General features: G+C 72.5%; 17 protein-coding genes and 3 tRNA genes. 4 read left to right on the top strand and 16 right to left on the bottom strand.

What is annotated here, in order from left to right; all coding sequences use genetic code 11:
- Positions 1 to 178: 178 nt before the first annotated feature.
- Entirely contained in the window at positions 179 to 511 is a 333-nt protein-coding gene (secE, locus tag ABZW10_RS01785) for a preprotein translocase subunit SecE (RefSeq protein WP_355358249.1), read from the bottom strand.
- Positions 512 to 660: 149 nt separating this feature from the next.
- Positions 661 to 733: transfer RNA gene (locus ABZW10_RS01780), tRNA-Trp, on the bottom strand.
- A 258-nt stretch (positions 734 to 991) separates the two neighbouring features.
- Between ABZW10_RS01780 and ABZW10_RS01775 the strand changes: the two genes are divergently transcribed.
- Together ABZW10_RS01775 and ABZW10_RS01770 are read left to right on the top strand one after the other, a co-directional pair.
- Positions 992 to 2,239, top strand: coding sequence for a pyridoxal phosphate-dependent aminotransferase (locus tag ABZW10_RS01775; RefSeq protein WP_355358246.1), 1,248 nt, complete (start codon positions 992 to 994; stop codon positions 2,237 to 2,239).
- Between the two features lie 124 nt (positions 2,240 to 2,363).
- Positions 2,364 to 3,392, top strand: coding sequence for an adenosine deaminase (locus ABZW10_RS01770; protein ID WP_355358243.1), 1,029 nt, complete (start codon positions 2,364 to 2,366; stop codon positions 3,390 to 3,392).
- Between the two features lie 11 nt (positions 3,393 to 3,403).
- Here ABZW10_RS01770 and ABZW10_RS01765 read toward each other — a convergent pair whose 3' ends face one another.
- From ABZW10_RS01765 to ABZW10_RS01740, 6 genes are all read right to left on the bottom strand, one after another.
- A complete protein-coding gene (locus ABZW10_RS01765) occupies positions 3,404 to 4,447 on the bottom strand; it encodes a UDP-N-acetylmuramate dehydrogenase (RefSeq protein WP_355358911.1) in 1,044 nt (347 codons plus the stop codon).
- Between the two features lie 56 nt (positions 4,448 to 4,503).
- A complete protein-coding gene (locus tag ABZW10_RS01760; protein WP_355358240.1) occupies positions 4,504 to 4,926 on the bottom strand; it encodes a MaoC family dehydratase in 423 nt (140 codons plus the stop codon).
- A gap of 5 nt (positions 4,927 to 4,931) precedes the next feature.
- Positions 4,932 to 5,393: a MaoC family dehydratase N-terminal domain-containing protein gene (locus tag ABZW10_RS01755; protein ID WP_355358237.1), complete on the bottom strand. Its 462-nt coding sequence runs from the start codon at positions 5,391 to 5,393 to the stop codon at positions 4,932 to 4,934.
- Between the two features lie 121 nt (positions 5,394 to 5,514).
- Positions 5,515 to 5,679: a 50S ribosomal protein L33 gene (gene rpmG / locus ABZW10_RS01750; RefSeq protein ID WP_006604855.1), complete on the bottom strand. Its 165-nt coding sequence runs from the start codon at positions 5,677 to 5,679 to the stop codon at positions 5,515 to 5,517.
- A gap of 84 nt (positions 5,680 to 5,763) precedes the next feature.
- A tRNA-Met gene (locus tag ABZW10_RS01745) sits at positions 5,764 to 5,836 on the bottom strand.
- Positions 5,837 to 5,879: 43 nt separating this feature from the next.
- A tRNA-Thr gene (locus tag ABZW10_RS01740) sits at positions 5,880 to 5,952 on the bottom strand.
- Between the two features lie 238 nt (positions 5,953 to 6,190).
- On the opposite strand from ABZW10_RS01740, the gene ABZW10_RS01735 reads away from it, so the two are divergent.
- Positions 6,191 to 7,474, top strand: a complete 1,284-nt coding sequence (locus ABZW10_RS01735) for a hydrolase (protein ID WP_355358234.1) — start codon at positions 6,191 to 6,193, stop codon at positions 7,472 to 7,474.
- 205 nt (positions 7,475 to 7,679) lie between these two features.
- On the opposite strand, the gene ABZW10_RS01730 is transcribed toward ABZW10_RS01735, so the two are convergent.
- The 8 genes from ABZW10_RS01730 to ABZW10_RS01695 form a co-directional block, all read right to left on the bottom strand.
- The gene (locus ABZW10_RS01730; protein WP_355358231.1) at positions 7,680 to 8,360 is read right to left on the bottom strand and encodes a response regulator; all 681 of its coding nucleotides are present in this window, start codon (positions 8,358 to 8,360) and stop codon (positions 7,680 to 7,682) included.
- Entirely contained in the window at positions 8,357 to 10,966 is a 2,610-nt protein-coding gene (locus ABZW10_RS01725) for an ATP-binding protein (protein WP_355358228.1), read from the bottom strand. The genes ABZW10_RS01730 and ABZW10_RS01725 overlap by 4 nt, the downstream gene beginning before the upstream one ends.
- A 125-nt stretch (positions 10,967 to 11,091) precedes the next feature.
- Positions 11,092 to 11,715 (bottom strand): potassium-transporting ATPase subunit KdpC, encoded by a 624-nt coding sequence (kdpC, locus tag ABZW10_RS01720; protein WP_355358225.1) that lies wholly within the window; start codon positions 11,713 to 11,715, stop codon positions 11,092 to 11,094.
- 19 nt (positions 11,716 to 11,734) lie between these two features.
- Complete coding sequence (kdpB, locus tag ABZW10_RS01715) at positions 11,735 to 13,855, bottom strand: potassium-transporting ATPase subunit KdpB (RefSeq protein ID WP_355358222.1); 2,121 nt, start codon at positions 13,853 to 13,855, stop codon at positions 11,735 to 11,737.
- Positions 13,855 to 15,516 (bottom strand): potassium-transporting ATPase subunit KdpA, encoded by a 1,662-nt coding sequence (gene kdpA, locus ABZW10_RS01710; protein WP_355358219.1) that lies wholly within the window; start codon positions 15,514 to 15,516, stop codon positions 13,855 to 13,857. Before kdpA ends, kdpB begins: the two co-directional genes overlap by 1 nt.
- Before the next feature lies 1 nt (position 15,517).
- Positions 15,518 to 15,607 carry a K(+)-transporting ATPase subunit F gene (kdpF, locus tag ABZW10_RS01705; RefSeq protein WP_355358216.1) on the bottom strand — a complete coding sequence of 30 codons (90 nt, stop codon included), beginning with the start codon at positions 15,605 to 15,607 and terminating at the stop codon, positions 15,518 to 15,520.
- A gap of 343 nt (positions 15,608 to 15,950) precedes the next feature.
- Positions 15,951 to 17,996, bottom strand: a complete 2,046-nt coding sequence (locus tag ABZW10_RS01700; RefSeq protein ID WP_355358908.1) for an APC family permease — start codon at positions 17,994 to 17,996, stop codon at positions 15,951 to 15,953.
- A gap of 388 nt (positions 17,997 to 18,384) precedes the next feature.
- Positions 18,385 to 20,220 carry an APC family permease gene (locus ABZW10_RS01695; RefSeq protein WP_355358213.1) on the bottom strand — a complete coding sequence of 612 codons (1,836 nt, stop codon included), beginning with the start codon at positions 20,218 to 20,220 and terminating at the stop codon, positions 18,385 to 18,387.
- A 313-nt stretch (positions 20,221 to 20,533) separates the two neighbouring features.
- Here ABZW10_RS01695 and ABZW10_RS01690 point away from each other — a divergent pair, with 313 nt between their 5' ends.
- Entirely contained in the window at positions 20,534 to 21,232 is a 699-nt protein-coding gene (locus ABZW10_RS01690) for an HAD family hydrolase (RefSeq protein WP_355358210.1), read from the top strand.
- Positions 21,233 to 21,279 lie beyond the last annotated feature (47 nt).

Genomic DNA, 21,279 nt, shown 5'->3' with positions numbered 1-21,279 from the left:
TGGCGCGCTCCGCGACGGACCGACGACGCTCCGCTCACGCGGTCGCCGGACGTTCGCCTCGGAGACTTCAACAGTACCGAGTCCACGGTAGCGGCCTCATCCCGCCGACGCAGACAGCTCGACCCGGGCCGAGGACCGGCCCGGGTCGGGGAAGCTGTTTCGAAGGTGGACGGCTGCGTCAGCCAAAGATCCAGAGGGCGGCCTTGGAGAAGCCGTAGTCGAGGCCCCAGACGAAGGCCATCACGACCACGACGAACACCACGACGACGCTGGTGTAGCTCATCAGCTGGTTGCGGGTCGGCCAGACGACCTTGCGGAGTTCGGCGATGATCTGCCGGTAGAACAGCGCGAGGCGGGCGAAGGCGCCCTTCTTGCCGCGCTTGCCGGACTTCTTGTCGCCAGAGCGCTTGCGGCGCGACTCGCCCTCCGCGGGCGCGGTCTCGGCAGCGCCGTCGGTCCCCTCGGGGTTGCCGCTCTCAGGCGTTGCGGTGGAGCCCGTGGTCTCCGTCACTCGTCCTCACCTGAATCCGGGTCCTGCCGGACGTCGACTGCGTACCCCGAAAAGGGCACGAGCGGCCGGCTAACGGTGCTGATCGGCGCCCTCTCCGCATCAAGCCCGCTCGCTCTGCGGAGCGAACGGGCTGAGTACGGATCAAGCAGCAGGGCAAGAGGGACTTGAACCCCCAACCGCCGGTTTTGGAGACCGGTGCTCTACCAATTGAGCTATTGCCCTACGGAACCTCGCGGCCCCAGTAGCGACCACCAACCTACCGCATCTCCCGCCGATCTCCGTACAGGCTCTGTACGGCGGCGGAGGCTCCGGTTCATTCGGTGGCCGTCGAGCAGTGAGTGTACGTGGTCGGAGGGCGTTTGGTCGAACCTCTTCTTTTCCGGCTGTCGCCCGGGTCCCGGCGGGCCGCCATGTGGACTGCCCCGTACATATCGTGAAACCGCCATGCCCGGGCCGTGTGCGGTCTGCGACCATGCAGGCATGAGCGCTTCCACCCCGCAGCCCGACAGTTCCGTCCGCCCCGCCGACCGCCGCGTGTCCGCCCGGATCGGCGCGATCGCCGAGTCCGCCACCCTCGCCGTGGACGCCAAGGCCAAGGCCCTCAAGGCGGCCGGCCGTCCGGTCATCGGCTTCGGCGCCGGCGAGCCGGACTTCCCCACCCCGGACTACATCGTCGAGGCGGCCGTCGAGGCCTGCCGTGACCCGAAGAACCACCGCTACACCCCGGCTGGCGGCCTGCCGGAGCTCAAGGAGGCGATCGCGGCCAAGACGCTGCGCGACTCCGGCTACGCGGTGGACGCCTCCCAGGTCCTGGTGACCAACGGCGGCAAGCAGGCGATCTACGAGGCGTTCGCGGCGATCCTCGACCCGGGCGACGAGGTCATCGTCCCGGCCCCGTACTGGACCACCTACCCCGAGTCGATCCAGCTGGCCGGCGGCGTGCCGGTGGAGGTCGTGACCGACGAGACCACCGGCTACAAGGTCTCGGTCGAGCAGCTGGAGGCCGCCCGCACCGAGAACACCAAGGTGGTGCTGTTCGTCTCGCCGTCCAACCCGACCGGCGCGGTGTACACCCGGGCCGAGGCCGAGGCGATCGGCCGCTGGGCGCTGGAGCACGGGCTGTGGGTGCTCACCGACGAGATCTACGAGCACCTGGTCTACGGCGACGCGGAGTTCACCTCGCTGCCGGCCCTGCTGCCCGAGCTGGCCGACAAGACCATCGTGGTCAACGGCGTCGCCAAGACCTACGCGATGACCGGCTGGCGGGTGGGCTGGGTGATCGGTCCCAAGGACGTGATCAAGGCCGCGACCAACCTGCAGTCGCACGCCACCTCGAACGTCTCCAACGTGGCCCAGCGCGCCGCCCTGGCCGCCGTCGCCGGCGACCTGTCCGCCGTCCACGAGATGCGCACCGCCTTCGACCGGCGCCGCCGCACCATCGTGAAGATGCTCAACGAGATCGACGGCGTGGTCTGCCCCGAGCCCGAGGGCGCCTTCTACGTCTACCCGTCCGTCAAGGCCCTGCTGGGCAAGGAGATCCGCGGCCGCCGCCCGCAGACCTCCGCCGAGCTGGCCTCGCTGATCCTGGACGAGGCCGAGGTCGCGGTCGTCCCCGGCGAGGCCTTCGGCACCCCCGGCTACCTGCGGCTCTCCTACGCGCTGGGCGACGCCGACCTCGCCGAGGGCGTCGAGCGCGTCCAGAAGCTGCTGGCCGAGGCCCGGGACTGACGCTATTGGGCTCGCTCGTCAGAGCTCGTCAACATCGCTTGACCGGACCGCCCTCTTTCCACCCCTTCGGGGGACGGGAAGAGGGCGGTTCCCGTGGGCCCCCCTGATGCGGCAGGATTCGTGAATGGAACGCCTGCTGAACCCGCGAGACGTCAGGGACCTTCCGAAGGCCCACCTGCACCTGCACTTCACCGGCTCGATGCGCCCGGCCACCCTGCTCGAACTGGCCGACAAGCACGGGATCCGGCTGCCGGAGGCGCTCAGCTCCGGCGAGCCGCCCAAGCTGCGGGCCACCGACGAACGCGGCTGGTTCCGCTTCCAGCGCCTCTACGACACCGCCCGCTCCTGCCTGCGCGACGAGAGCGACATCCGCCGGCTGGTCCGGGAGACCGCCGAGGACGAGCGCCGGGACGGCTCCCGCTGGCTGGAGATCCAGGTCGACCCGACCTCCTACGCGCCCCGGCTGGGCGGTCTGATCCCCGCCCTGGAACTGATCCTGGACGCGGTGGACGACGCCGCCGCGGCCACCGGGGTCGGCATCCGGGTCCTGGTCGCCGCCAACCGGATGAAGTCCCCGATGGACGCCCGGACGCTCGCCCGGCTCGCCGTCCGGTACGCCGACCGGGGCGTGGTCGGCTTCGGCCTCTCCAACGACGAGCGGCGCGGCCTGGCCCGCGACTTCGACCGGGCCTTCGACATCGCCCGCAGGGGCGGGCTGCTGGCCGCCCCGCACGGCGGCGAGCTGGCCGGCCCGGAGTCCGTCCGGGACTGCCTGGACGACCTCGGCGCCGGCCGGATCGGCCACGGCGTGCGGGCCGCCGAGGACGAGCGGCTGATGCAGCGGCTGGCCGACCGTCAGATCACCTGCGAGGTCTGCCCCTCCTCCAACGTCTCGCTCGGCGTCTACGAGCACCCCGAGGAGGTCCCGCTGCGACGGCTGTTCGACGCCGGGGTGCCGCTCGCGCTCGGCGCCGACGACCCGCTGCTGTTCGGCACCCGGCTCGCCGCCCAGTACGACCTGACCCGCGACGTCCTGGGCTTCTCCGACCAGGAGCTGGCCGAGCTGGCCCGCCAGTCGGTGCGCGGCTCCTGCGCGCCGGAGAGCGTGAAGAAGGAGCTGCTGGCCGACATCGACAGCTGGCTGACCGCCTGAGCGGCCCGGCCCTAGAGGCTGACGCCCACCATCACCGGCTCGTTGACCAGCTCCACCCCGAAGGCGGCCCGCACGCCGTCCCGGATCTCGCGGGCCAGCGCGAGCAGGTCCTCGGTGGTGGCGGCGCCGCGGTTGGTGAGCGCCAGGGTGTGCTTGGTGGAGAGGGTCGCCGGACCGCTGCCGTAGCCCTTGCCGAACCCGGCCTTGTCGATCAGCCAGGCGGCCGAGGTCTTGGTGCACCCGTCCGGCGCCGGGTAGGCGGGGGCGGCCTGCTCGCGCCCGGCGGCCACCGCCAGGAAGGCGGCGTACTGCTCGGCGCTCAGCACCGGGTTGGTGAAGAAGGAGCCCGCCGACCAGGTGTCGTGGTCGGCCGCGTCCAGCACCATGCCCTTGCCGGCCCGCAGGCCGAGCACCGCGTCGTGCGCTTCGCGCAGCCCGACCCGCTCGTCCTGGGCCACCCCGAAGTGCTTGGCGACCTCGGCGTAGCGGACCGGGGTGGAGCGCCCGGCGGCGTCCTCCAGCGCGAAGCGGACCCGCAGCACCACGTAGCGGTCCGGGTCCGCCTTGAAGCGGCTGTGCCGGTAGGAGAAGGCGCAGGCCTCGTTGCCGAGGGTGACGGTCTCGCCGGAGCGGCGGTCGTAGGCGACCACCTCGGTGACCGTCTGGGCGACCTCCTGGCCGTAGGCGCCGACGTTCTGCACCGGGGTGGCACCGGCCGAGCCGGGGATGCCGGCCAGGAACTCGATGCCGGCCAGGCCCGCGTCGACGGTGCGGGCCACCGCCTCGGCCCACACCTCGCCGGCCGCCAGCTCCAGCGCGGTGCCGTCGAGGACGAAGCCGGTGGTGGCGATCCGCAGCACGGTGCCGGGGAACCCGGCGTCGCCGATCACCAGGTTGGAGCCGCCGCCGATCACCAGCAGCGGCTCCCCCGCCGCGTCCGCGGCGCGGACGGCGGCGATCACCTCGTCATCGGTGTGCGCGGTCACCAGGCGGCGGGCCGGGCCGCCGAGCCGCAGGGTGGTCAGCGGGGCGAGGGGGGCGTCGAGTTCTTCCAGCACGTCCCCCAGCGTACGGGGGTCCCGTACGCCGCCCCGCCCGGGCCGGGGCGCGCTCAGGCCAGCCGGACGACCGCCCGGGACATGCCGAGCACCTTCTGGCCCCCGTAGGTCGCCAGCAGGTCGACCTGGACCTTGTGGTCGTCGAGCAGCTTGGCCACCTTGCCGGAGACCTCGATCACCGAGCCGACCCCGTCGTTGGGCACCGGCACCGGACGGGTGAACCGGACGCCGTACTCGAGAACCGCGGAGGGATCGCCGACCCAGTCGGTGACCACCCGGATCGCCTCGGCCATGGTGAACATGCCGTGCGCGATGACGTCGGGCAGGCCGACCTCCAGGGCGAACTTCTCGTTCCAGTGGATCGGGTTGAAGTCGCCGGAGGCCCCCGCGTACTGCACCAGGGTGGCGCGGGTCACCGGGAAGGACTGCGCCGGCAGCTCGGTGCCGGCCTCGACCTCGTCGTAGCGGACCGTCATCGGGCTCACTCCCCCGTCGTCTCGTCGGCGGCCCGGGCCACCAGGGTCATGACGGACGTCACCACGTGCTCGCCCGACTCGTCCGCGATCTCACCACGCACGGTGAGCACGTCGTTGCCGGCCAGCGACTTGATGTTGTCCACGGTGACCGCCACGGTCAGCCGGTCGCCGGCCCGCACCGGGCGGGTGTAGACGAACTTCTGGTCGCCGTGCACCACCCGGCTGTAGTCCAGACCGAGCTCCGGGTCCTGCACCACCTGGGCGGAGGCCCGCATGCTGAGCAGGATCGGGAAGGTCGGCGGGGCGATCACGTCCGGGTGACCCAGCGCCTTGGCCGCCTCCGGGTCGGTGTACGCCGGGTTGGCGTCACCCACCGCGACGGCGAACTCGCGGATCTTCTCGCGACCGACCTCGTAGGGCTCGGTGGGCGGATACGTCCGCCCGATGAAGGAGGGGTCGAGCGCCATCGGCAAGCTCCTCGGAAACGCGGTGGACAAACGAAAAAAAACTCCGGACCGCAACCCAGTGAGGGATGCGGCCCGGAGTCAAAGACCTGAATTCACACAGGCCCGATGCCCTACGACAGGGTCAGCGGGTCTCGCGGTGCGCAGTGTGCGAGTTGCAGCGGGGGCAGTGCTTCTTCATCTCAAGACGGTCCGGGTCGTTACGCCGGTTCTTCTTGGTGATGTAGTTCCGCTCCTTGCACTCCACGCAGGCCAGCGTGATCTTCGGGCGGACATCGGTGGCAGCCACGGGAGTGCCTTCCTTGGACAATGAATAAGAACACAGACAAGAGTAGCCGACCGGGAGTGCGATCTCCCGACCGACTACGCGGGGTAGCGGTGACCGGACTTGAACCGGTGACACAGCGATTATGAGCCGCTTGCTCTACCAACTGAGCTACACCGCCACAGTGATCCGGAGCACAGCCGAGGCTGACTCCTTCTCACCAGAGCCCCCATGCGGAATCGAACCGCAGACCTTCTCCTTACCATGGAGACGCTCTACCGACTGAGCTATAGGGGCGAACGAGGAAGAGATTACACGTTCCGCGCCCAGAGGTGAAATCCGTATCCGGCGGCGAAGTCCGCAGGTCCACGGCACGCACGGCCGATCGATCGAAGGCCGGGCGTTCGACCGGCCTCCCCGGCGGCGGCCCGACCCGATACGACTATTGCCCGCCTCCCGGCACCCCGGGCCCGCCGCCCGTAGGCTCGGCGCTCATTGACGCGAGCAGGAGCCGGACGCGAGAAGGAGCCGGGCGATGGACAGCGCAGCCGCCGACGGACCGCAGCCCGGCCCCGGCCCGGCCGCCAACCCGCTCGGGCACGGACCCGTCCTGCTGCTCACCGGGGCGCGGCTGGCGGACGGCCGAGTGGTGGACGTGCGGATCAGCGGCGACCGGATCCAGGCCGTCGGCACCGCCGGCGGGCTCGGCCCGCTGCCCGCGCTGCCCGGCGCCCCCACCGTCACCACCGGCGCCCGGATCGACCTGCGCGGCTATCTGCTGCTGCCGGCCCCCGCCGAGGCGCACGCCCACTACGACGTGGCCTTCTCCGCCGCCCTGACCGCGCCGCCGCCGGAGACCTCCACCGACCTCACCCGCCGGGTCACCGAGGCCGCGCTGACCTCGCTCGGCTACGGCTCGACCGCCCAGCGCACCCACGTCCGGATCGGCGACGTGCACGGGCTGCGCCGGCTGGAGGCGGTGCTCACCGCCCAGCAGGCGCTGCGCGGCCTCGCCGAGCTGCAGGCCGTGGCGATGCCCCGGCTGCTCACGGGCCGGGCCGGGGCGGACGGCCGGGCCCAGCTGCGGGAGGCGCTCAAGCTCGGCGCCACCGCGGCCGGCGGCTGCCCCGAGCTGGACCCGGACCCGGCGGGCTATGTCGAGCTGCTGCTGGAGGCCGCCCGGGAGGCGGACTGCCCGGTGGACCTGCACACCACCGCCGCCGACCCGGGCCGGCTGGCCCGGCTGGCCGGGGCGCTCGCGCCGCTGCGGCCGCGGGTGGTGGTCGGGCCGTGCGGGTCGCTGGCACCGGGCGCCTCGACGGTGCTGGCCAGCGCCGGCATCCGGGTGGTCTGCCTGCCGCAGAGCGGCGGCTGCGCGGGGCTCGAAGGCCTGGCCGCCGGGCAGCGGCCGGCCCTGCTGCGCGAGCTGGTGAAGGCCCGGGTGCCGCTGGCGGCCGGCAGCGGATCGCTGCGGGACGGCGCCAACCCGGTCGGACGGGCCGATCCGCTGGAGGCCGCGTACCTGCTGGTGGCGGGCGGTGTCATGGACGTGGAGGCGGCGTACGACGCGGTCTCCAACCAGGCGCGGGTGGCGCTCGGGCTGCCGCCGGTACGGGTGGACGCCGGCTTCCCGGCCGAACTGCTGGCGGTGCGCGGGGACAGCCTGGCCGGGGCGCTGGCGGGCGGGCACAGCCGGCTGGTGGTGCACAGCGGACGGGTGGTCAGCCGGACCAGCGCGGTGCGCGAGTTCGCCGACACGGTGGTCCTGGCGCTGCCCCGGCAGTCGGACGGCACGGACGGGCGCGGACCGAACGAGTGATCGGGGCGCGCGGCCCTGTGCCGCGCGCCCCTCCCCCACTGCCGGCCGCCTGAGCGGCGAAGCGGCCCCGGACTTCCCCACATGGAGCGGGGCCGCTTCCTCACCGCTGACGCTACGCCCGCGAACGGGTGGTTCCGGCGCCTCTTGACGGCCTGTTGGCGGCGCGGTCGCCGTCCTTGACGACTCGTTGACGCCCGGGAGGGCCTCAGGGCTCGTAGCGGTAGCCGATCCCCGGTTCGGTGATCAGATGGCGCGGCCGGGCCGGGTCGCGCTCCAGCTTCCGCCGCAGCCCGGCCAGGTAGACCCGCAGGTAGTTGCCGCGCTGCTCCTGGGCCGGTCCCCAGACCTCGCGCAGGATCTGCCGCCCCGGCACCAGCCGGCCCGGGTTGGCCAGCAGCAGGGCGAGGATCCGCCACTCGGTCGGGGTGAGCCGCACCGGGCCGTCCGGGCCGGTCACGGTGGTCGCGGCGAGGTCCACGGTGTGGCCGCCGATCACCGGGGCGGGCGCGGCCGGGCCGGCGGCGGCCGGCGGACGGCGCAGCACCGCGCGCAGCCGGGCCAGCAGTTCCTCCATCAGGAACGGCTTGGTGAGGTAGTCGTCGGCGCCCGCGTCCAGCGCGCCGATCCGGTCGGCGGCGCCGGAGCGGCCGGACAGCACGATGATCGGCACCGCACTGCGGCGCCGCAGGCCGCGCAGCACGTCCATGCCGTCCAGGTCGGGCAGGCCGAGGTCGAGCAGGACGGCGTCGGGGACGCGGTGCGCGGCGCGGTCCAGGGCCTCGCCGCCGGTGGTGGCGGTGCGGACGGCGTACTGACGGGCGCCGAGGTTGATCCGCAGGGTGCTCAGCAGCGCGGGCTCGTCGTCGACGACGAGGATCTCGCTCATACGGGGACCTCCCCCTCGGAGGGCAGTTTCGCGGCGGACGGCTTCGCGGCGGGCAGGGTGAGCAGCATGGTGGTGCCGCCGCCCGGGGTGTCCTCGACCTCCAGGCTGCCGCCCATGGCCTCGGCCAGGCCGCGGGAGAGGGCGAGGCCGAGGCCGACGCCCTGGGTGTTGTCGGTGTCGCCGAGGCGCTGGAACGGCAGGAAGACCCGGTCGCGGTCCTCGGGGGCGATGCCGGGGCCGCGGTCGATCACCCGCAGCTCGACGCGCCCGGCGTGGTGGCTGGCGGCGACCAGCACGGGGGCGCCGGGGGCGTTGTACCGCAGGGCGTTGGTGATCACGTTGGCGAGCACGCGTTCCAGCAGCGGCGGGTCGGCGAGCACGGGCGGCACGCTCTCCAGGTCGAGCGGCTGGACGGGCGCGTACGGGTCGGCGAGCGAGTCCAGGGCGCGCGGGAGGATCTCGTCGAGGTGGGTCTCGGCGAGGTGCAGGGTGAGCGCGCCGGCCTGGAGGCGGCTCATGTCGAGCAGGTTGTCCACCAGACGGGTGAGTTTGACGAGGGACTCGTCGGCGGTGGCGAGGAGTTCGGCCTGGTCCTCGGGGGAGAACTCGACGTCGGGGCTGCGCAGCGAGCCGACCGAGGCGAGGGCGGCGGCGAGCGGGGTGCGCAGGTCGTGGCTGACGGCGGCGAGCAGGGCCGTGCGCATCCGGTCGGCGGCCCTGATCGGTTCGACCTCGGCGGCGACCACGGCGAGCCGGTCGCGTTCCAGGGCGGCGGCGACGTGCGCGGCGAAGGCGGTGAGCACCCGCTGGTCGGCGGCGGGCAGCCGGCGGCCGGTGAGGACGAGGACGGCGTCGGCGCCGACCGGGACCTCGGTGGTCCCGTCGGCCTGCCCGGGGTCGGGTTCGCCGCCACCACCACGACCGCCACCACCGCCGTCACCACCACCGTCGCTGTCGCTGTCGCAGGAGGCCAGCACCTCGCCGCCGGTGCGCTCCAGCAGGGCGACGGTGCGCATCCCGAAGGCGGTGCGGGACTTCTCCAGCAGGGCGGGCAGCGCGTCGGCCCCGCGCAGCACGCTGCCGGCCAGGGTGGAGAGGGTCTCGGCCTCGGCGGTGGCCCGGGCGGCCCGGGCGGTGAGCCGGGTGGCGTGGTCGACCACGGTGGAGACGGTCAGCGCGACGGCGGCGAAGACCACCAGGGCGATGATGTTGTTGGTCTCGCCGATGGTGAAGTTGTGGACGGGCGGGATGAAGAACCAGTTGAGCAGCACCGAGGCGACCAGCGAGGCCACCAGGGCCGAGGTCGCGCCGCCGAGCAGCGCCACCGCCACCACGCCGAGCTGGAAGATCAGCGCGTCGGTGGTGAGGTTGACGGTCTCGTGGAACTGCGAGAGCAGCGCGGTCAGCAGCCAGGGCAGCACCAGGCCGGCGAGGAAGCCGGCGACGGTGCGCCGCCGGGAGTGGCGGCGGCCGAGCGCGGGCAGCCGGCCGCGGCCGGTGAACGCGTGGGTGACCATGTGGACGTCGATGTCCTCGGAGGCGTCCACGGTGGTCTCGCCGATGCCGGGGCCGGTGAGGAAGCGGGTGATCCGGCCGCGCCGGCTGGTGCCGAGCACGAGCTGGGTGGCGTCGTGGGCGCGGGCGAAGGCGAGCAGCGCGGTGGGGATGTCGTCGCCGACGACCACGTGGTAGCTGCCGCCGAGGCTCTCCGCCAGCTGCCGTTGCTGGGCGAGGGCGCCGGAGGAGGCGCCGGCCAGGCCGTCGCTGCGGGTGACGTGGACGGCGAGCAGGTCGCCGCCGGCGGTGCGGTCGGCGATGCGGGCGGCGCGGCGGATCAGCGTCTCGCCCTCGGGGCCGCCGGTGAGGGCGACCACGACGCGCTCGCGGGTCTCCCAGACCCGGTCGATGTTGTGGCTGGCCCGGTAGTCGCGCAGGCCCTCGTCGACCCGGCCGGCCACCCAGAGCAGGGCGAGTTCGCGCAGGGCGGTGAGGTTGCCGACCCGGAAGTAGTGGGAGAGCGCGGCGTCCACCTTCTCCGCCCGGTAGACGTTGCCGTGGGCCATCCGGCGGCGCAGCGCCTGGGGGGCCATGTCGACGAGCTCGATCTGGTCGGCCCGGCGGACCACCTCGTCCGGGACGGTTTCGCGCTGCGGGGTGCCGGTGATCTTGCGGACGACGTCGTTCAGCGATTCCAGGTGCTGGACGTTGACGGTGGTGATGACGTCGATCCCGGCGTCGAGCAGGTCCTCGACGTCCTGCCAGCGCTTGGCGTTGCGCCCGCCGGGGACGTTGGTGTGGGCGAGCTCGTCGACCAGGGCGACGGCGGGCCGGCGGGCCAGCACGGCGTCGAGGTCCATCTCCTCGAAGTCGGCGTCCCGGTAGGAGCGGTGGGCCCGCGGCAGGACCTCCAGGCCGTCGAGCATGGCCTCGGTGTGGCGGCGGCCGTGGCACTCGATCCAGCCGACGACGACGTCCGCGCCGCGGTCGTGTCTGCGCCGTGCCTCGTCCAGCATCCGGTAGGTCTTGCCGACACCGGGGGCGGAGCCGAGGTACACCCTCAGCCGGCCGCGTCGGTGACCGGTGCCGGGGGTGAGGTCGCGGGCCATGGGCGCTGCTCTTTCCTTGCGTGGCTGGCAGGTCGGTGGTGCGCGGACACGGGCGGCCGGCCCGGGCGGCGGGTGTTCCGCTCGCCCGGGCCGGCCGGGTCACTCGACTGTTCGGCGCGTGGTCGTCACTTCTGTTCCACCAGCGCCTTGTTCAGCAGGACGACGTTGACGCCCGGCTGTCCGAGGAAGCCCAGTGGGCGTCCGTCGGTGTACTTCTCGACCAGCTTGCGGACGGTGTCCGCCGGCAGGTCGCGGGCCTTGGCGACCCGGTCGACCTGTTCCCGGGCGTAGGCGGTGGAGATGTGCGGGTCGAGGCCGGAGCCGGAGGCGGTGACCGCGTCGGCCGGGACGCTCGCCGGGCTGACGCCGTCGAACGCGGCGACGGCCTGGCGGCGTTCCTCGACGGTCTTGGTGAGGTCCTCGCTGTTGGGGCCCAGGTTGGAGGCGCCGGAGGCCTTGGGGTCGTAGGCGCCGGGCCGCGGCTGGAACCACTGCGGGTCCGGCCGGGGGGCCTCGTCCGGGTCGTCCGGGTTCTGCTTGGGCAGGTTGAAGTTCTGGCCCAGCAGGCTGGAGCCGGCCTCCTTGCCGTCGACCTTCACGATCGAGCCGTTGGCCTTGTCGGCGAAGGCCAGTTGGGAGATGCCGGTGACCAGCAGCGGGTAGGCGATGCCGAGGAGCACCGTCAGGACCAGCAGGGCGCGCAGCGCGGTGAGGTGGGTGCGCACGGCGGCGGGCAGGGGCTTGGACATGATGCGTTCTCCTCTCTTGTTAGTTGAGGCCGGGGATGAACTGGACGACCAGGTCGATCAGTTTGATGCCGATGAAGGGGACGACCAGGCCGCCGAAGCCGTAGAGGCCGATGTTGCGGCGCAGCAGGGAGCCGGCGTCGGTGGGGCGGTAGCGCACGCCGCGCAGGGCCAGCGGGATGAGGCCGATGATGACCAGGGCGTTGAAGACGATGGCCGAGGTGATCGCGGACTGCGGGCTGTGCAGGTGCATGATGTTCAGCTTCTCCAGGCCCGGGTACACGGCCGCGAACATCGCCGGGATGATCGCGAAGTACTTCGCGACGTCGTTGGCGATGGAGAAGGTGGTCAGGGCGCCGCGGGTGATGAGGAGCTGCTTGCCGATCTCGACGATCTCGATCAGCTTGGTGGGGTTGGAGTCCAGGTCGACCATGTTGCCGGCCTCCTTGGCCGCCATGGTGCCGGTGTTCATCGCGACACCGACGTCGGCCTGGGCGAGGGCGGGGGCGTCGTTGGTGCCGTCGCCCGTCATCGCGACCAGCTTGCCGCCGGCCTGCTCCTTCTTGATCAGGGCCATCTTGTCCTCGGGGGTGGCCTCGGCGAGGAAGTCGTCCACGCCCGCCTCCTCCGCGATGGCCCGGGCGGTCAGCGGGTTGTCGCCGGTGATCATGACGGTCCTGATGCCCATCCGGCGCAGCTCGTCGAACCGCTCCCGCATGCCCTCCTTCACCACGTCCTTGAGGTGGATGACGCCCAGGACCCGGGCGGGCGTCTCACCGGCCCTGGTGGCGACGACCAGCGGGGTGCCGCCGGCCGCGGAGATGCCGTCGACCAGGGAGGAGACCTCCTCGGTGACGGTGCCGCCGTTGCCGGTGACCCAGGAGGACACGGCCGAGGCCGCGCCCTTGCGGACCTGCTGGAGCCCTTCCGGCTCGTCGAGGTCGACGCCGGACATCCGGGTCTGCGCGGTGAACGGCACCCAGGTGGCGTGGGCCAGCTCGCCCTGGGCGCGGGCCCGCAGGCCGTAGCCGGTCTTCGCGAGGACGACGATCGAGCGGCCCTCCGGCGTCTCGTCGGCCAGCGAGGAGAGCTGGGCGGCGTCGGCCAGTTCGTCGGTGGACACGCCGGTCACCGCGAGGAACTCGGCGGCCTGGCGGTTGCCGAGGGTGATGGTGCCGGTCTTGTCGAGCAGCAGGGTGTTGACGTCGCCGGCGGCCTCGACGGCGCGCCCGGACATCGCCAGCACGTTGCGCTGGACCAGCCGGTCCATGCCGGCGATGCCGATCGCCGAGAGCAGCGCGCCGATGGTGGTCGGGATCAGCGCCACGATCAGCGCGACCAGCACGATCATCGACTGCGGGGCACCCGCGTAGGTGGCCATCGGCTGCAGGGTGACGACCGCGACCAGGAAGACGATGGTCAGCGAGGCCAGCAGGATGTTGAGCGCGATCTCGTTGGGCGTCTTCTGCCGGGCGGCGCCCTCGACCAGGGCGATCATCCGGTCGATGAAGGTCTTGCCGGGCTCGGAGGAGATCCTCACCACGATCCGGTCGGACAGCACCTTGGTGCCGCCGGTCACCGCGGAGCGGTCACCTCCCGACTCCCGGATCACCGGCGCGGACTCACCCGTGATCGCGGACTCGTCGACGGAGGCGACACCCTCGACGACGTCGCCGTCCCCGGGGATGACCTGGCCGGCCTCGACCACCACGTGGTCGCCGAGCCGCAGCGCGGTGCCGGCCACCTCCTCCTCGGCCCGGGTCGCCGGCCAGTCGGTGAGGCGGCGGGCCGTGGTGTCGGTCCTGGCGCGGCGCAGGGTGTCCGCCTGCGCCTTGCCGCGGCCCTCGGCGACGGCCTCGGCCAGGTTGGCGAACACGGTGGTCAGCCAGAGCCAGACGGTGATCGACCAGGCGAACACGCTCGGGTCGGCTATCGCGGAGACGGTGGTGACGACCGAGCCGACCTCGACCACGAACATCACCGGGTTCTTGACCATCACCCGGGGGTCGAGCTTCTTCACCGCGTCCGGGAGGGACGCCAGGATCAGTTTGGGGTCCAGCAGGCCGCCGGCCGCTCTGTGCGGCGCCTCGGCGGACGCCGTCTGCGGCTGCGGGGCCGGCTTGTCGGTAAGGGTGGACGACATCAGGAGAGACCTTCCGCGATCGGCCCGAGAGCCAGGGCCGGGAAGTAGGTGAGGCCGACGACGATCAGGACGACGCCCGACAGCAGGCCCACGAACAGCGGCTTGTGGGTGGGCAGGGTGCCCGGGGTGGCGGGGACCGGCTGCTGCTGCGCGAGCGCGCCGGCCAGGGCGAGCACGAAGACCATCGGCAGGAACCGGCCGAACACCATGGCCAGGCCGATCGCCGTGTCGTACCAGTCGGTGTTGACGGTGATGCCGCCGAACGCCGAGCCGTTGTTGTTCGCGCCCGAGGTGAACGCGTACAGCACCTCGGAGAAGCCGTGGGCGCCGGTGTTGAGCATCCCGGCCCGCTCACCCGGCAGCGACATCGCCACACCCGTGCCGACCAGCACGATCGTCGGCGTGGTCAGGATGTACAGCGAGGCGAACTTCATCTCCCGCCCGCCGAGCTTCTTGCCCAGGTACTCCGGGGTGCGCCCGACCATCAGACCGGCCACGAAGACCGCCACGACCGCCAGCACCAGCATCCCGTACAGGCCCGAGCCCACCCCGCCGGGCGCGATCTCGCCCAGCATCATGTTGAACATCGTCAGACCGCCGCCGAACGGCGTGTACGAGTCGTGGAAGGAGTTCACCGCGCCGGTCGAGGTCAGCGTCGTCGTCGCGGCGAACAGGCTGGACGCCGCGATGCCGAACCGCTGCTCCTTGCCCTCCATCGCCCCGCCGGCCGCCTGCAGGGCGCTGCCCGCGTGCTGCGACTCGGAGAGGGTGACCAGCGCCGTCGAGGCGATCCAGAACAGCGCCATCACCGAGACGATCGCGTAGCCCTGACGGTGGTCGCCCACCATCCGGCCGAACGCGCGCGGCAGCGCGAACGGGATCAGCAGGATCAGGAAGACCTCGACCAGGTTGGAGAAGCCGCTCGGGTTCTCGAACGGGTGCGCCGAGTTGGCGTTGTAGAAGCCGCCGCCGTTGGTGCCCAGCAGCTTGATGACCTCCTGCGAGGCCACCGGCCCGCCCGGGATCGCCTGCGGGTCGCCCGCCAGGCCGGCCACCTCGTGGAAGCCGTGGAAGTTCTGCACCACGCCGCTCGCCACCAGGACCAGGGCGAAGACGATCGCGACCGGCAGCAGCAGACGCACGCTGATCCGGGTCAGGTCGACCCAGAAGTTGCCGACCCGGTCGGTGCGGTTGCGCGTGAAACCGCGGATCAGGGTGGCGACGACGGCGATGCCGACGGCCGCGGAAACGAAGTTCTGCACCGCCAGGCCGGCCATCTGGGCCAGGTGTCCCATCGCGGCCTCGCCGCTGTAGGACTGCCAGTTGGTGTTGGCCGTGAAGGAGATCGCGGTGTTCCACGCCTGGTGGCCCTCCATCCGCGGCACGCCGAGGTTCAGCGGCAGCCACTGCTGGAGGCGGATCAGGCCGTAGAGGAAGAGGACGGAGACGGCCGAGAAGGCCAGCACCGAGCGCAGGTAGACCGGCCAGCGCTGGTCGGCGTCGGCGTCCACGCCGATCACCTTGTAGAGCGCCTTCTCGGCTCTCAGGTGCTTGGAGGTGGTGAGGATGCGGGCGATGTAGTCGCCCAGCGGCCGGTAGCACAGGGCCAACGCGCCCACCAGGGCGAGGACCTGCAGCCAGCCCGCGAGAGTCGAGCCCATGTCAGAACTTCTCCGGGTAGATCAGCGCCAGGACGAGGTAGCCGACGAGCGCGACGGCCACAAAAAGACCCACGACGTTCTCCACGCTCACAGCTTCTCCACCCCCCGCGCGATCAGGGCGATGACGCCGAACACGGCGAGCGTGACGGCGACGTAGATGAGATCGGACATGACTCCACCACGGTGGCTCGGAAGTGGCCGCCGCCCGCGTCCGGGGCGAACCACGGGCCTGCGGGGCACGGCGCCGGCGGCGGGCCGGCAAGGCCAGCCAACCGCGCTCACGGAGCGTCAACGGATCTCTTGACGCCCTCCATACGGCGCCCGTTCGATTGTTGACGGGCTCCATACGGCGGCTTGTCCGGGCCGTGACCGGGTACGCGAAGGCCCCGGACGGCGGGTGCCGTCCGGGGCCCTGGTCCTCCCCCGCGCGGTGGCTACGCGCGCTCGGGCGACCTCTCGTGCTCCGATTCCTCGCGCTCCGTCCCCCTGTGCCCTGTCCCCCCGTGCTCCGTCCCGCGCTCCGGGCGGGCCGCCGGCTCGCCGCGCCGGACCGCGCCGGGGGCGCGCCGCGAGGGCCGGTTCGCCCGGCTGGAGGAGGTCAGCTGCCACGGCACGCTGATCACCATCACCCCCGGCGTGAACAGCAGCCGGCTCTTCAGCCAGAGCGCCGACTGGTTGTGCAGCAGGTGCTCCCACCAGCGGCCGACCACGTACTCGGGGATGAACACCGCCACCGCGTCCTGCGGGCTGCTGCGCCGCCGGTCCCGCACGTACTGCACCACCGGCTTGGTGATCTCCCGGTACGGCGAGTCCAGCACCTTCAGCGGCACCTGGACGTCCAGCTCCCGCCACCGGCGCTCCAGTTCCCCGGTGGCGTCCTGCTCCACCGCGACGGTGAGCGCCTCCAGCGAGTCCGGCGCGAACGCCTGCGCGTAACCGAGCGCCCGCAGGGTCGGCTTGTGCACCTGGGAGACCAGCACGATGCCGTGCACCTTGGACGGCCGCACCGCCGCGGCCCGTGCGTCGTCCACCGCCAGCTCCTCGGCGACGCCGTCGTAGTGCCGGCGGATGCCGCGCATCATCAGCCACAGCACCACCGCCGCGACCACCGCCAGCCAGGCGCCCTGGGTGAACTTGGTCAGCAGCACGATGACCAGCACCAGCGCCGTGGTGACCGCGCCGAAGAAGTTGATCGCCCGGGAGCGCTGGGCGGCGCCGCGCACCGACGGGTCGGTCTCGCCGGCCAGGGCCCGGTTCCAGTGCCGCACCATGCCGATCTGCGACAGCGTGAACGAGGTGAAGACGCCCAGGATGTAGAGGTGGATGAGGCTGGTGACGTCCGCGTCGTACAGCCAGAGCAGCCCGCCGGCCACCACCGCGAGCGCGATGATGCCGTTGGAGAAGGCCAGCCGGTCGCCGCGGGTGTGCATCTGGCGGGGCAGGTAGCGGTGCTCGGCCAGGATCGAGGCCAGCAGCGGGAAGCCGTTGAACGCCGTGTTGGCCGCCAGGATCAGCACCAGCGCGGTGACCGCCTGCACGGCGTAGAAGAGGACGCTGTGGTCGCCGCCGAAGATCGCCGCCGCCAGCTGGGCGATCACGGTCTGCTGCGGCGCGCTCGCGCAGTCCCCGGGGAAGCCGGTGAGGTGGCAGGTGTCGTCGGTGATGTGGACCTTGGAGATCAGCGCCAGGGAGGTGATGCCGACGAACATGACCACGGCCGTGGTGCCCATCACGGCCATCGTGGCGGCGGCGTTGCGCGACTTCGGCGCCCGGAACGCCGGCACGCCGTTGGAGATCGCCTCCACCCCGGTCAGCGCCGTGCAGCCGGAGGCGAAGGCCCGCAGGCCCAGCATCAGCAGCCCGAGCCCCGCCAGGCTGTCCTTGCCGTCCTCCGGAACGATCCCGTACCCGGCGCTGGACGCCACCGGCGCGTGACCGAACGCCACCCGGATCAGACCGGTGACCACCATCAGCAGGATCGCGCCGATGAAGAGGTAGGTCGGTGCGGCGAAGGCCTTGCCGGACTCGCGCACGCCGCGCAGGTTCATCGCCATCAGCAGCAGGACGAAGCCGAGCGCCAGCTCCACCCGGTGGTCCGCCAGCGAGGGCAGCGCCGAGATGATGTTGTCCACGCCGGAGGCCACCGAGACGGCGACCGTCATCACGTAGTCGACCAGCAGCGAGGCGGCCACCACCAGGCCCGAGTTGGCGCCCAGGTTGCGGGAGACCACCTCGTAGGAGCCGCCGCCGCTCGGGTAGGCGTGCACGACCTGGCGGTAGGACATCACCACGACCGCCATCAGGGCGACCACGCCGGCCGCGACCCACGGGGTCAGGTAGAGGAAGGCGGTGCCGCCGACGGTGAGCACCAGCAGGATCTCCTGGGTCGCGTAGGCGACCGAGGAGAGCGGGTCGGAGGCGAAGATCGGCAGGGCCAGGCGCTTGGGGAGCAGCGTCTCGCCGAGCTCCTCGCTGCGCATGGCCCTGCCGATCACGAGGCGCTTGAGCGCCTGGGGCACGTTGAACACATCGGCGAGCGTAAGCGCGTGCGACGGGCGCGCAATGGGCCGTTCCGGCGTGCCCGCGGCGTCCGGCGGGACGGACGGGCGGGATGTTTCCGCTGGTCGCAGCCGCTATGGACGGGCGTTCCGGGTGGGTCGGGGGCGTTTCGAGGGCGTCAAGGAGGGCCGTTAAGACATCGTCAAGATATGACGATCACTCCATTTACATGGGACATATCCCCGCAATTCCATCAGGGGGGGCTGTTCGCATTTGTGCGCCGTTCACCTCCGCGCCCCGCCCGCCTCTCCGCGCCGTTCGCATCACCGCGCCGTTCGCGTCCGCGCGCCGTTCACAGCCCCGCGCCGTTCACATCCGCAGCCGGAGCCGGCAGACCACCGCGTCGGTGTGCCGGCGCAGCGCCCGGTCGATGACGGCGCCGCGGCGGTTCTGCAGCGCGCGCTGCCAGGGGCGGGCGGGTTCGACCTCGGGGATGAGGACGGTGAGGCGGTCGTAGGCGTGCTCGGCGGCGAGGTCGTTGACGAAGGCGGCGATCGGCTGCCCGAGGCGGCGGTGCGCGTCCGGGATCTCGATCAGCGGCACGCCGGGCCGCCACAGCTCCCAGTCCCGGCGCAGCGCCTCCGCCTCGGCGGGTTCGTGGACGACGGTGACGGCGAGGACCTCGTCGCCGAGCGAGAGCGCGGCGGACAGGCCGTCGCGGGTGAGCCGGGTGATCGCGGTGACCGGGACCACGACCAGGCTGCGCTGCGGGGTGAGCGGGCCGGGCACGCGCCCCAGCTCCAGCCGCTCGCCGATCCGGGCGTAGCCGCGGTGCACCGCCTCGAACAGCAGCACCAGCAGCGGAAGGGCCAGGCAGATGCCCCAGGCGCCCTCGGTGAACTTGGTGCCGGTGACGACGAGGGCGGCGGTGCCGGTGAGCAGCGCGCCGAACCCGTTCAGCGCCGCCTTCCACCGCCGGCCGGCCGGCTTGAGCAGGCACCAGTGGCGGACCATGCCGACCTGGCAGATCGTGAAGCCGACGAACACGCCGATCGCGAAGAGCGGGACCAGGCTGTTGACGTCGCCGCCCGAGCCGACCAGCAGCAGCGCGGAGACGGCGGCCAGGAAGAGCACCCCGTGCCGGTGCACCTGGCGGTCGGCGCGCAGGGCGAAGACGTGCGGCAGGTGGTGGTCACGGGCCAGCAGGTGGAGCAGGACCGGCAGGCCGCCGAAGGAGGTGTTGGCGGCCAGGCCCAGCAGGACCACGGTGGCGAACTGCACCAGGTAGAAGCCGGCCCCGTGCCCGAGCGAGGCGTCGGCCAACTGGGCGAGCACGGTGACGCCCTCGACCGGCTGGAGGTGGAAGCGGCCGATCAGCAGGGCCAGTCCGATCAGCATCACGCCGAGCAGCGCGCCGAGCGCGACCTCGGTGCGCTGCGCGCGCTTCACGCCCGGCACGCGGAAGGACGGGACGGCGTTCGCCACCGCTTCCACGCCGGTCAGCGCCGAACACCCGGCCGCGAAGGCCTTGAGCAGCAGCAACGCGCCCACCGCCGTCGCGTTGTCGGCCAGCACGGAGGCGTGGCCGTCGGCCGCCGCCGTGCTCACCGGCGCGTCCCGGAACAGGCCGACCACGACGATCGTCAGGATCGACAGCACGAAGACGGCCGTCGGCGCCATGAACCAGCGGGCCGACTCGGCGATCCCGCGCAGGTTCACCGCCGTCACCAGCGCCAGCACGCCCAGGCAGAGCCAGACCCGGTGCCCGTACAGACCCGGCACGGCGGAGGTGAGCGCCGCCACGCCGGCCGTCACCGAGACCGCCACGTTCAGGATGTAGTCGATCACCAGCGAGGCCGCGGCGGTCAGCGCCGTCCGCCGGCCCAGGTGCGCCTTGGCCACCGCGTAGGAACCACCGCCGTCCGGGAACGCCGCGATGACCTGCCGGTAGGAGGCGACCAGCACCGCCAGCAGCACCGCGATCGCCGCCGTGACGGGCAGCGTGAACCCCAGGCCGTACGCCCCCGCCGCGGCGAGCACCAGCACCACCGACTCCGGCCCGTACGCCACCGAGGCCATCGCGTCCAACGACAGGGCCGCCAGACCCCCGAGCGCGGTCAGCCGGTGCCGGTCCGCCGCGCTCGCGCCGGTATCCGGCGACTCGGGCTCGGCCGCGGCGGCGGCCGGAGCGAGGGGGCTGGACATCGGACGGAACCTCCGCAGTCGATCGGCTGCTCCGATCCTGCGGGCGGCGGCCGGTCCCACCCCACGGCCCCTACGCGTTCCTGACGCGCCGTCGCCCGCTCTTGACGGGCCCCTGACGGCGGCTGGACAGGATGGGCGGACCGCTTGTCCCGGCGGGCGCCGGTTGGGAAGACGATCGGCTCTTGGGAAGGACTCCCGGCGGCCGAGCTGAACGGTCCGGCCCCACCCTGCCCCACCACTGTGCTGCCTTACTCATGTAATTGCAAGCCATTCGCAATAACCCCCACCCCCCTCCATCCGCTACCCTCCGCACATGCCACCTCACCCTCAGCTCTTCCCTTCCGTCCTGCCCTCCTCCTCACCCCTCCTCCTCATCGACCTGGACCACACCCTGGTCGAACGCGACGGCGGCCCCGAGGCCTGGACCCCCGCCTTCTGCGCCGCCCACGACCTGCCCCCCGAGGCCGCCCCCGTCGTCTACGCCCTCTTCCGCGCCGACCGCTCCCCCTCCGGCTTCGGCCGCATCGGCACCCGCTTCCGCCTCCCCTACTCGGGCGCCACCCTCTGGAAGCAGCACGTCACCCACGAGGCCGCCCGCACCCGCCTGATCCCCGGCGTCCCCGAAGCCCTCGCCGCACTCCGCGCGGCCGGCTGGACCATCGCCGTCGTCACCAACGGCTCCACCGACATCCAGCGCGCCAAACTCGCCCGCACCGGCCTGCTCCCCGCCGTCGACGTCGTCTGCGTCTCCGAGGAGGCCGGCGCCCGCAAACCCGACCCCGGGATCTTCCACCTCGCCGCCGCCCGCCTCGGCCGCACCCTCACCTCGGCCGACTGGATGGTCGGCAACAACCCCGACACCGACCTCGCCGGCGCCCACGCCACCGGCCTCCGCTCCATCTGGATCACCCCCACCCCGCCCCCGCCCCTCCCCCCGTCCCACCCCACCCCCACCCACACCGCCCCCGACACCCCCACCGCCGCCGCCCTCCTCCTCGCCCTCCCCCGATGACCCCCGAAAACGACGAAAGGCCCCCGACTCACGTCTCCGTGAATCGG

The sequence above is a fragment of the Kitasatospora sp. NPDC004723 genome (genome assembly GCF_040609255.1).
In the GTDB taxonomy this organism is placed as follows: Bacteria; Actinomycetota; Actinomycetes; order Streptomycetales; family Streptomycetaceae; genus Kitasatospora.
The sequence above is the reverse complement of the archived record's forward strand: the minus strand, read 5'-3'. Positions and strand labels throughout refer to the sequence as shown.

Coding starts and splice junctions, on each gene's coding strand:
- kdpA (WP_355358219.1), bottom strand. CDS start 15,516: ATGGGCTCGACTCTCGCGGGCTGGCTGCAGGTCCTCGCCCTGGTGGGC.
- ABZW10_RS01730 (WP_355358231.1), bottom strand. CDS start 8,360: ATGAGCGAGATCCTCGTCGTCGACGACGAGCCCGCGCTGCTGAGCACC.
- ABZW10_RS01700 (WP_355358908.1), bottom strand. CDS start 17,996: ATGCGCAGCGAGGAGCTCGGCGAGACGCTGCTCCCCAAGCGCCTGGCC.
- ABZW10_RS01775 (WP_355358246.1), top strand. CDS start 992: ATGAGCGCTTCCACCCCGCAGCCCGACAGTTCCGTCCGCCCCGCCGAC.
- ABZW10_RS01695 (WP_355358213.1), bottom strand. CDS start 20,220: ATGTCCAGCCCCCTCGCTCCGGCCGCCGCCGCGGCCGAGCCCGAGTCG.
- ABZW10_RS01725 (WP_355358228.1), bottom strand. CDS start 10,966: ATGGCCCGCGACCTCACCCCCGGCACCGGTCACCGACGCGGCCGGCTG.
- ABZW10_RS01755 (WP_355358237.1), bottom strand. CDS start 5,393: ATGGCGCTCGACCCCTCCTTCATCGGGCGGACGTATCCGCCCACCGAG.
- kdpC (WP_355358225.1), bottom strand. CDS start 11,715: ATGTCCAAGCCCCTGCCCGCCGCCGTGCGCACCCACCTCACCGCGCTG.
- ABZW10_RS01760 (WP_355358240.1), bottom strand. CDS start 4,926: ATGACGGTCCGCTACGACGAGGTCGAGGCCGGCACCGAGCTGCCGGCG.
- ABZW10_RS01735 (WP_355358234.1), top strand. CDS start 6,191: ATGGACAGCGCAGCCGCCGACGGACCGCAGCCCGGCCCCGGCCCGGCC.
- kdpB (WP_355358222.1), bottom strand. CDS start 13,855: ATGTCGTCCACCCTTACCGACAAGCCGGCCCCGCAGCCGCAGACGGCG.
- ABZW10_RS01690 (WP_355358210.1), top strand. CDS start 20,534: ATGCCACCTCACCCTCAGCTCTTCCCTTCCGTCCTGCCCTCCTCCTCA.
- ABZW10_RS01770 (WP_355358243.1), top strand. CDS start 2,364: ATGGAACGCCTGCTGAACCCGCGAGACGTCAGGGACCTTCCGAAGGCC.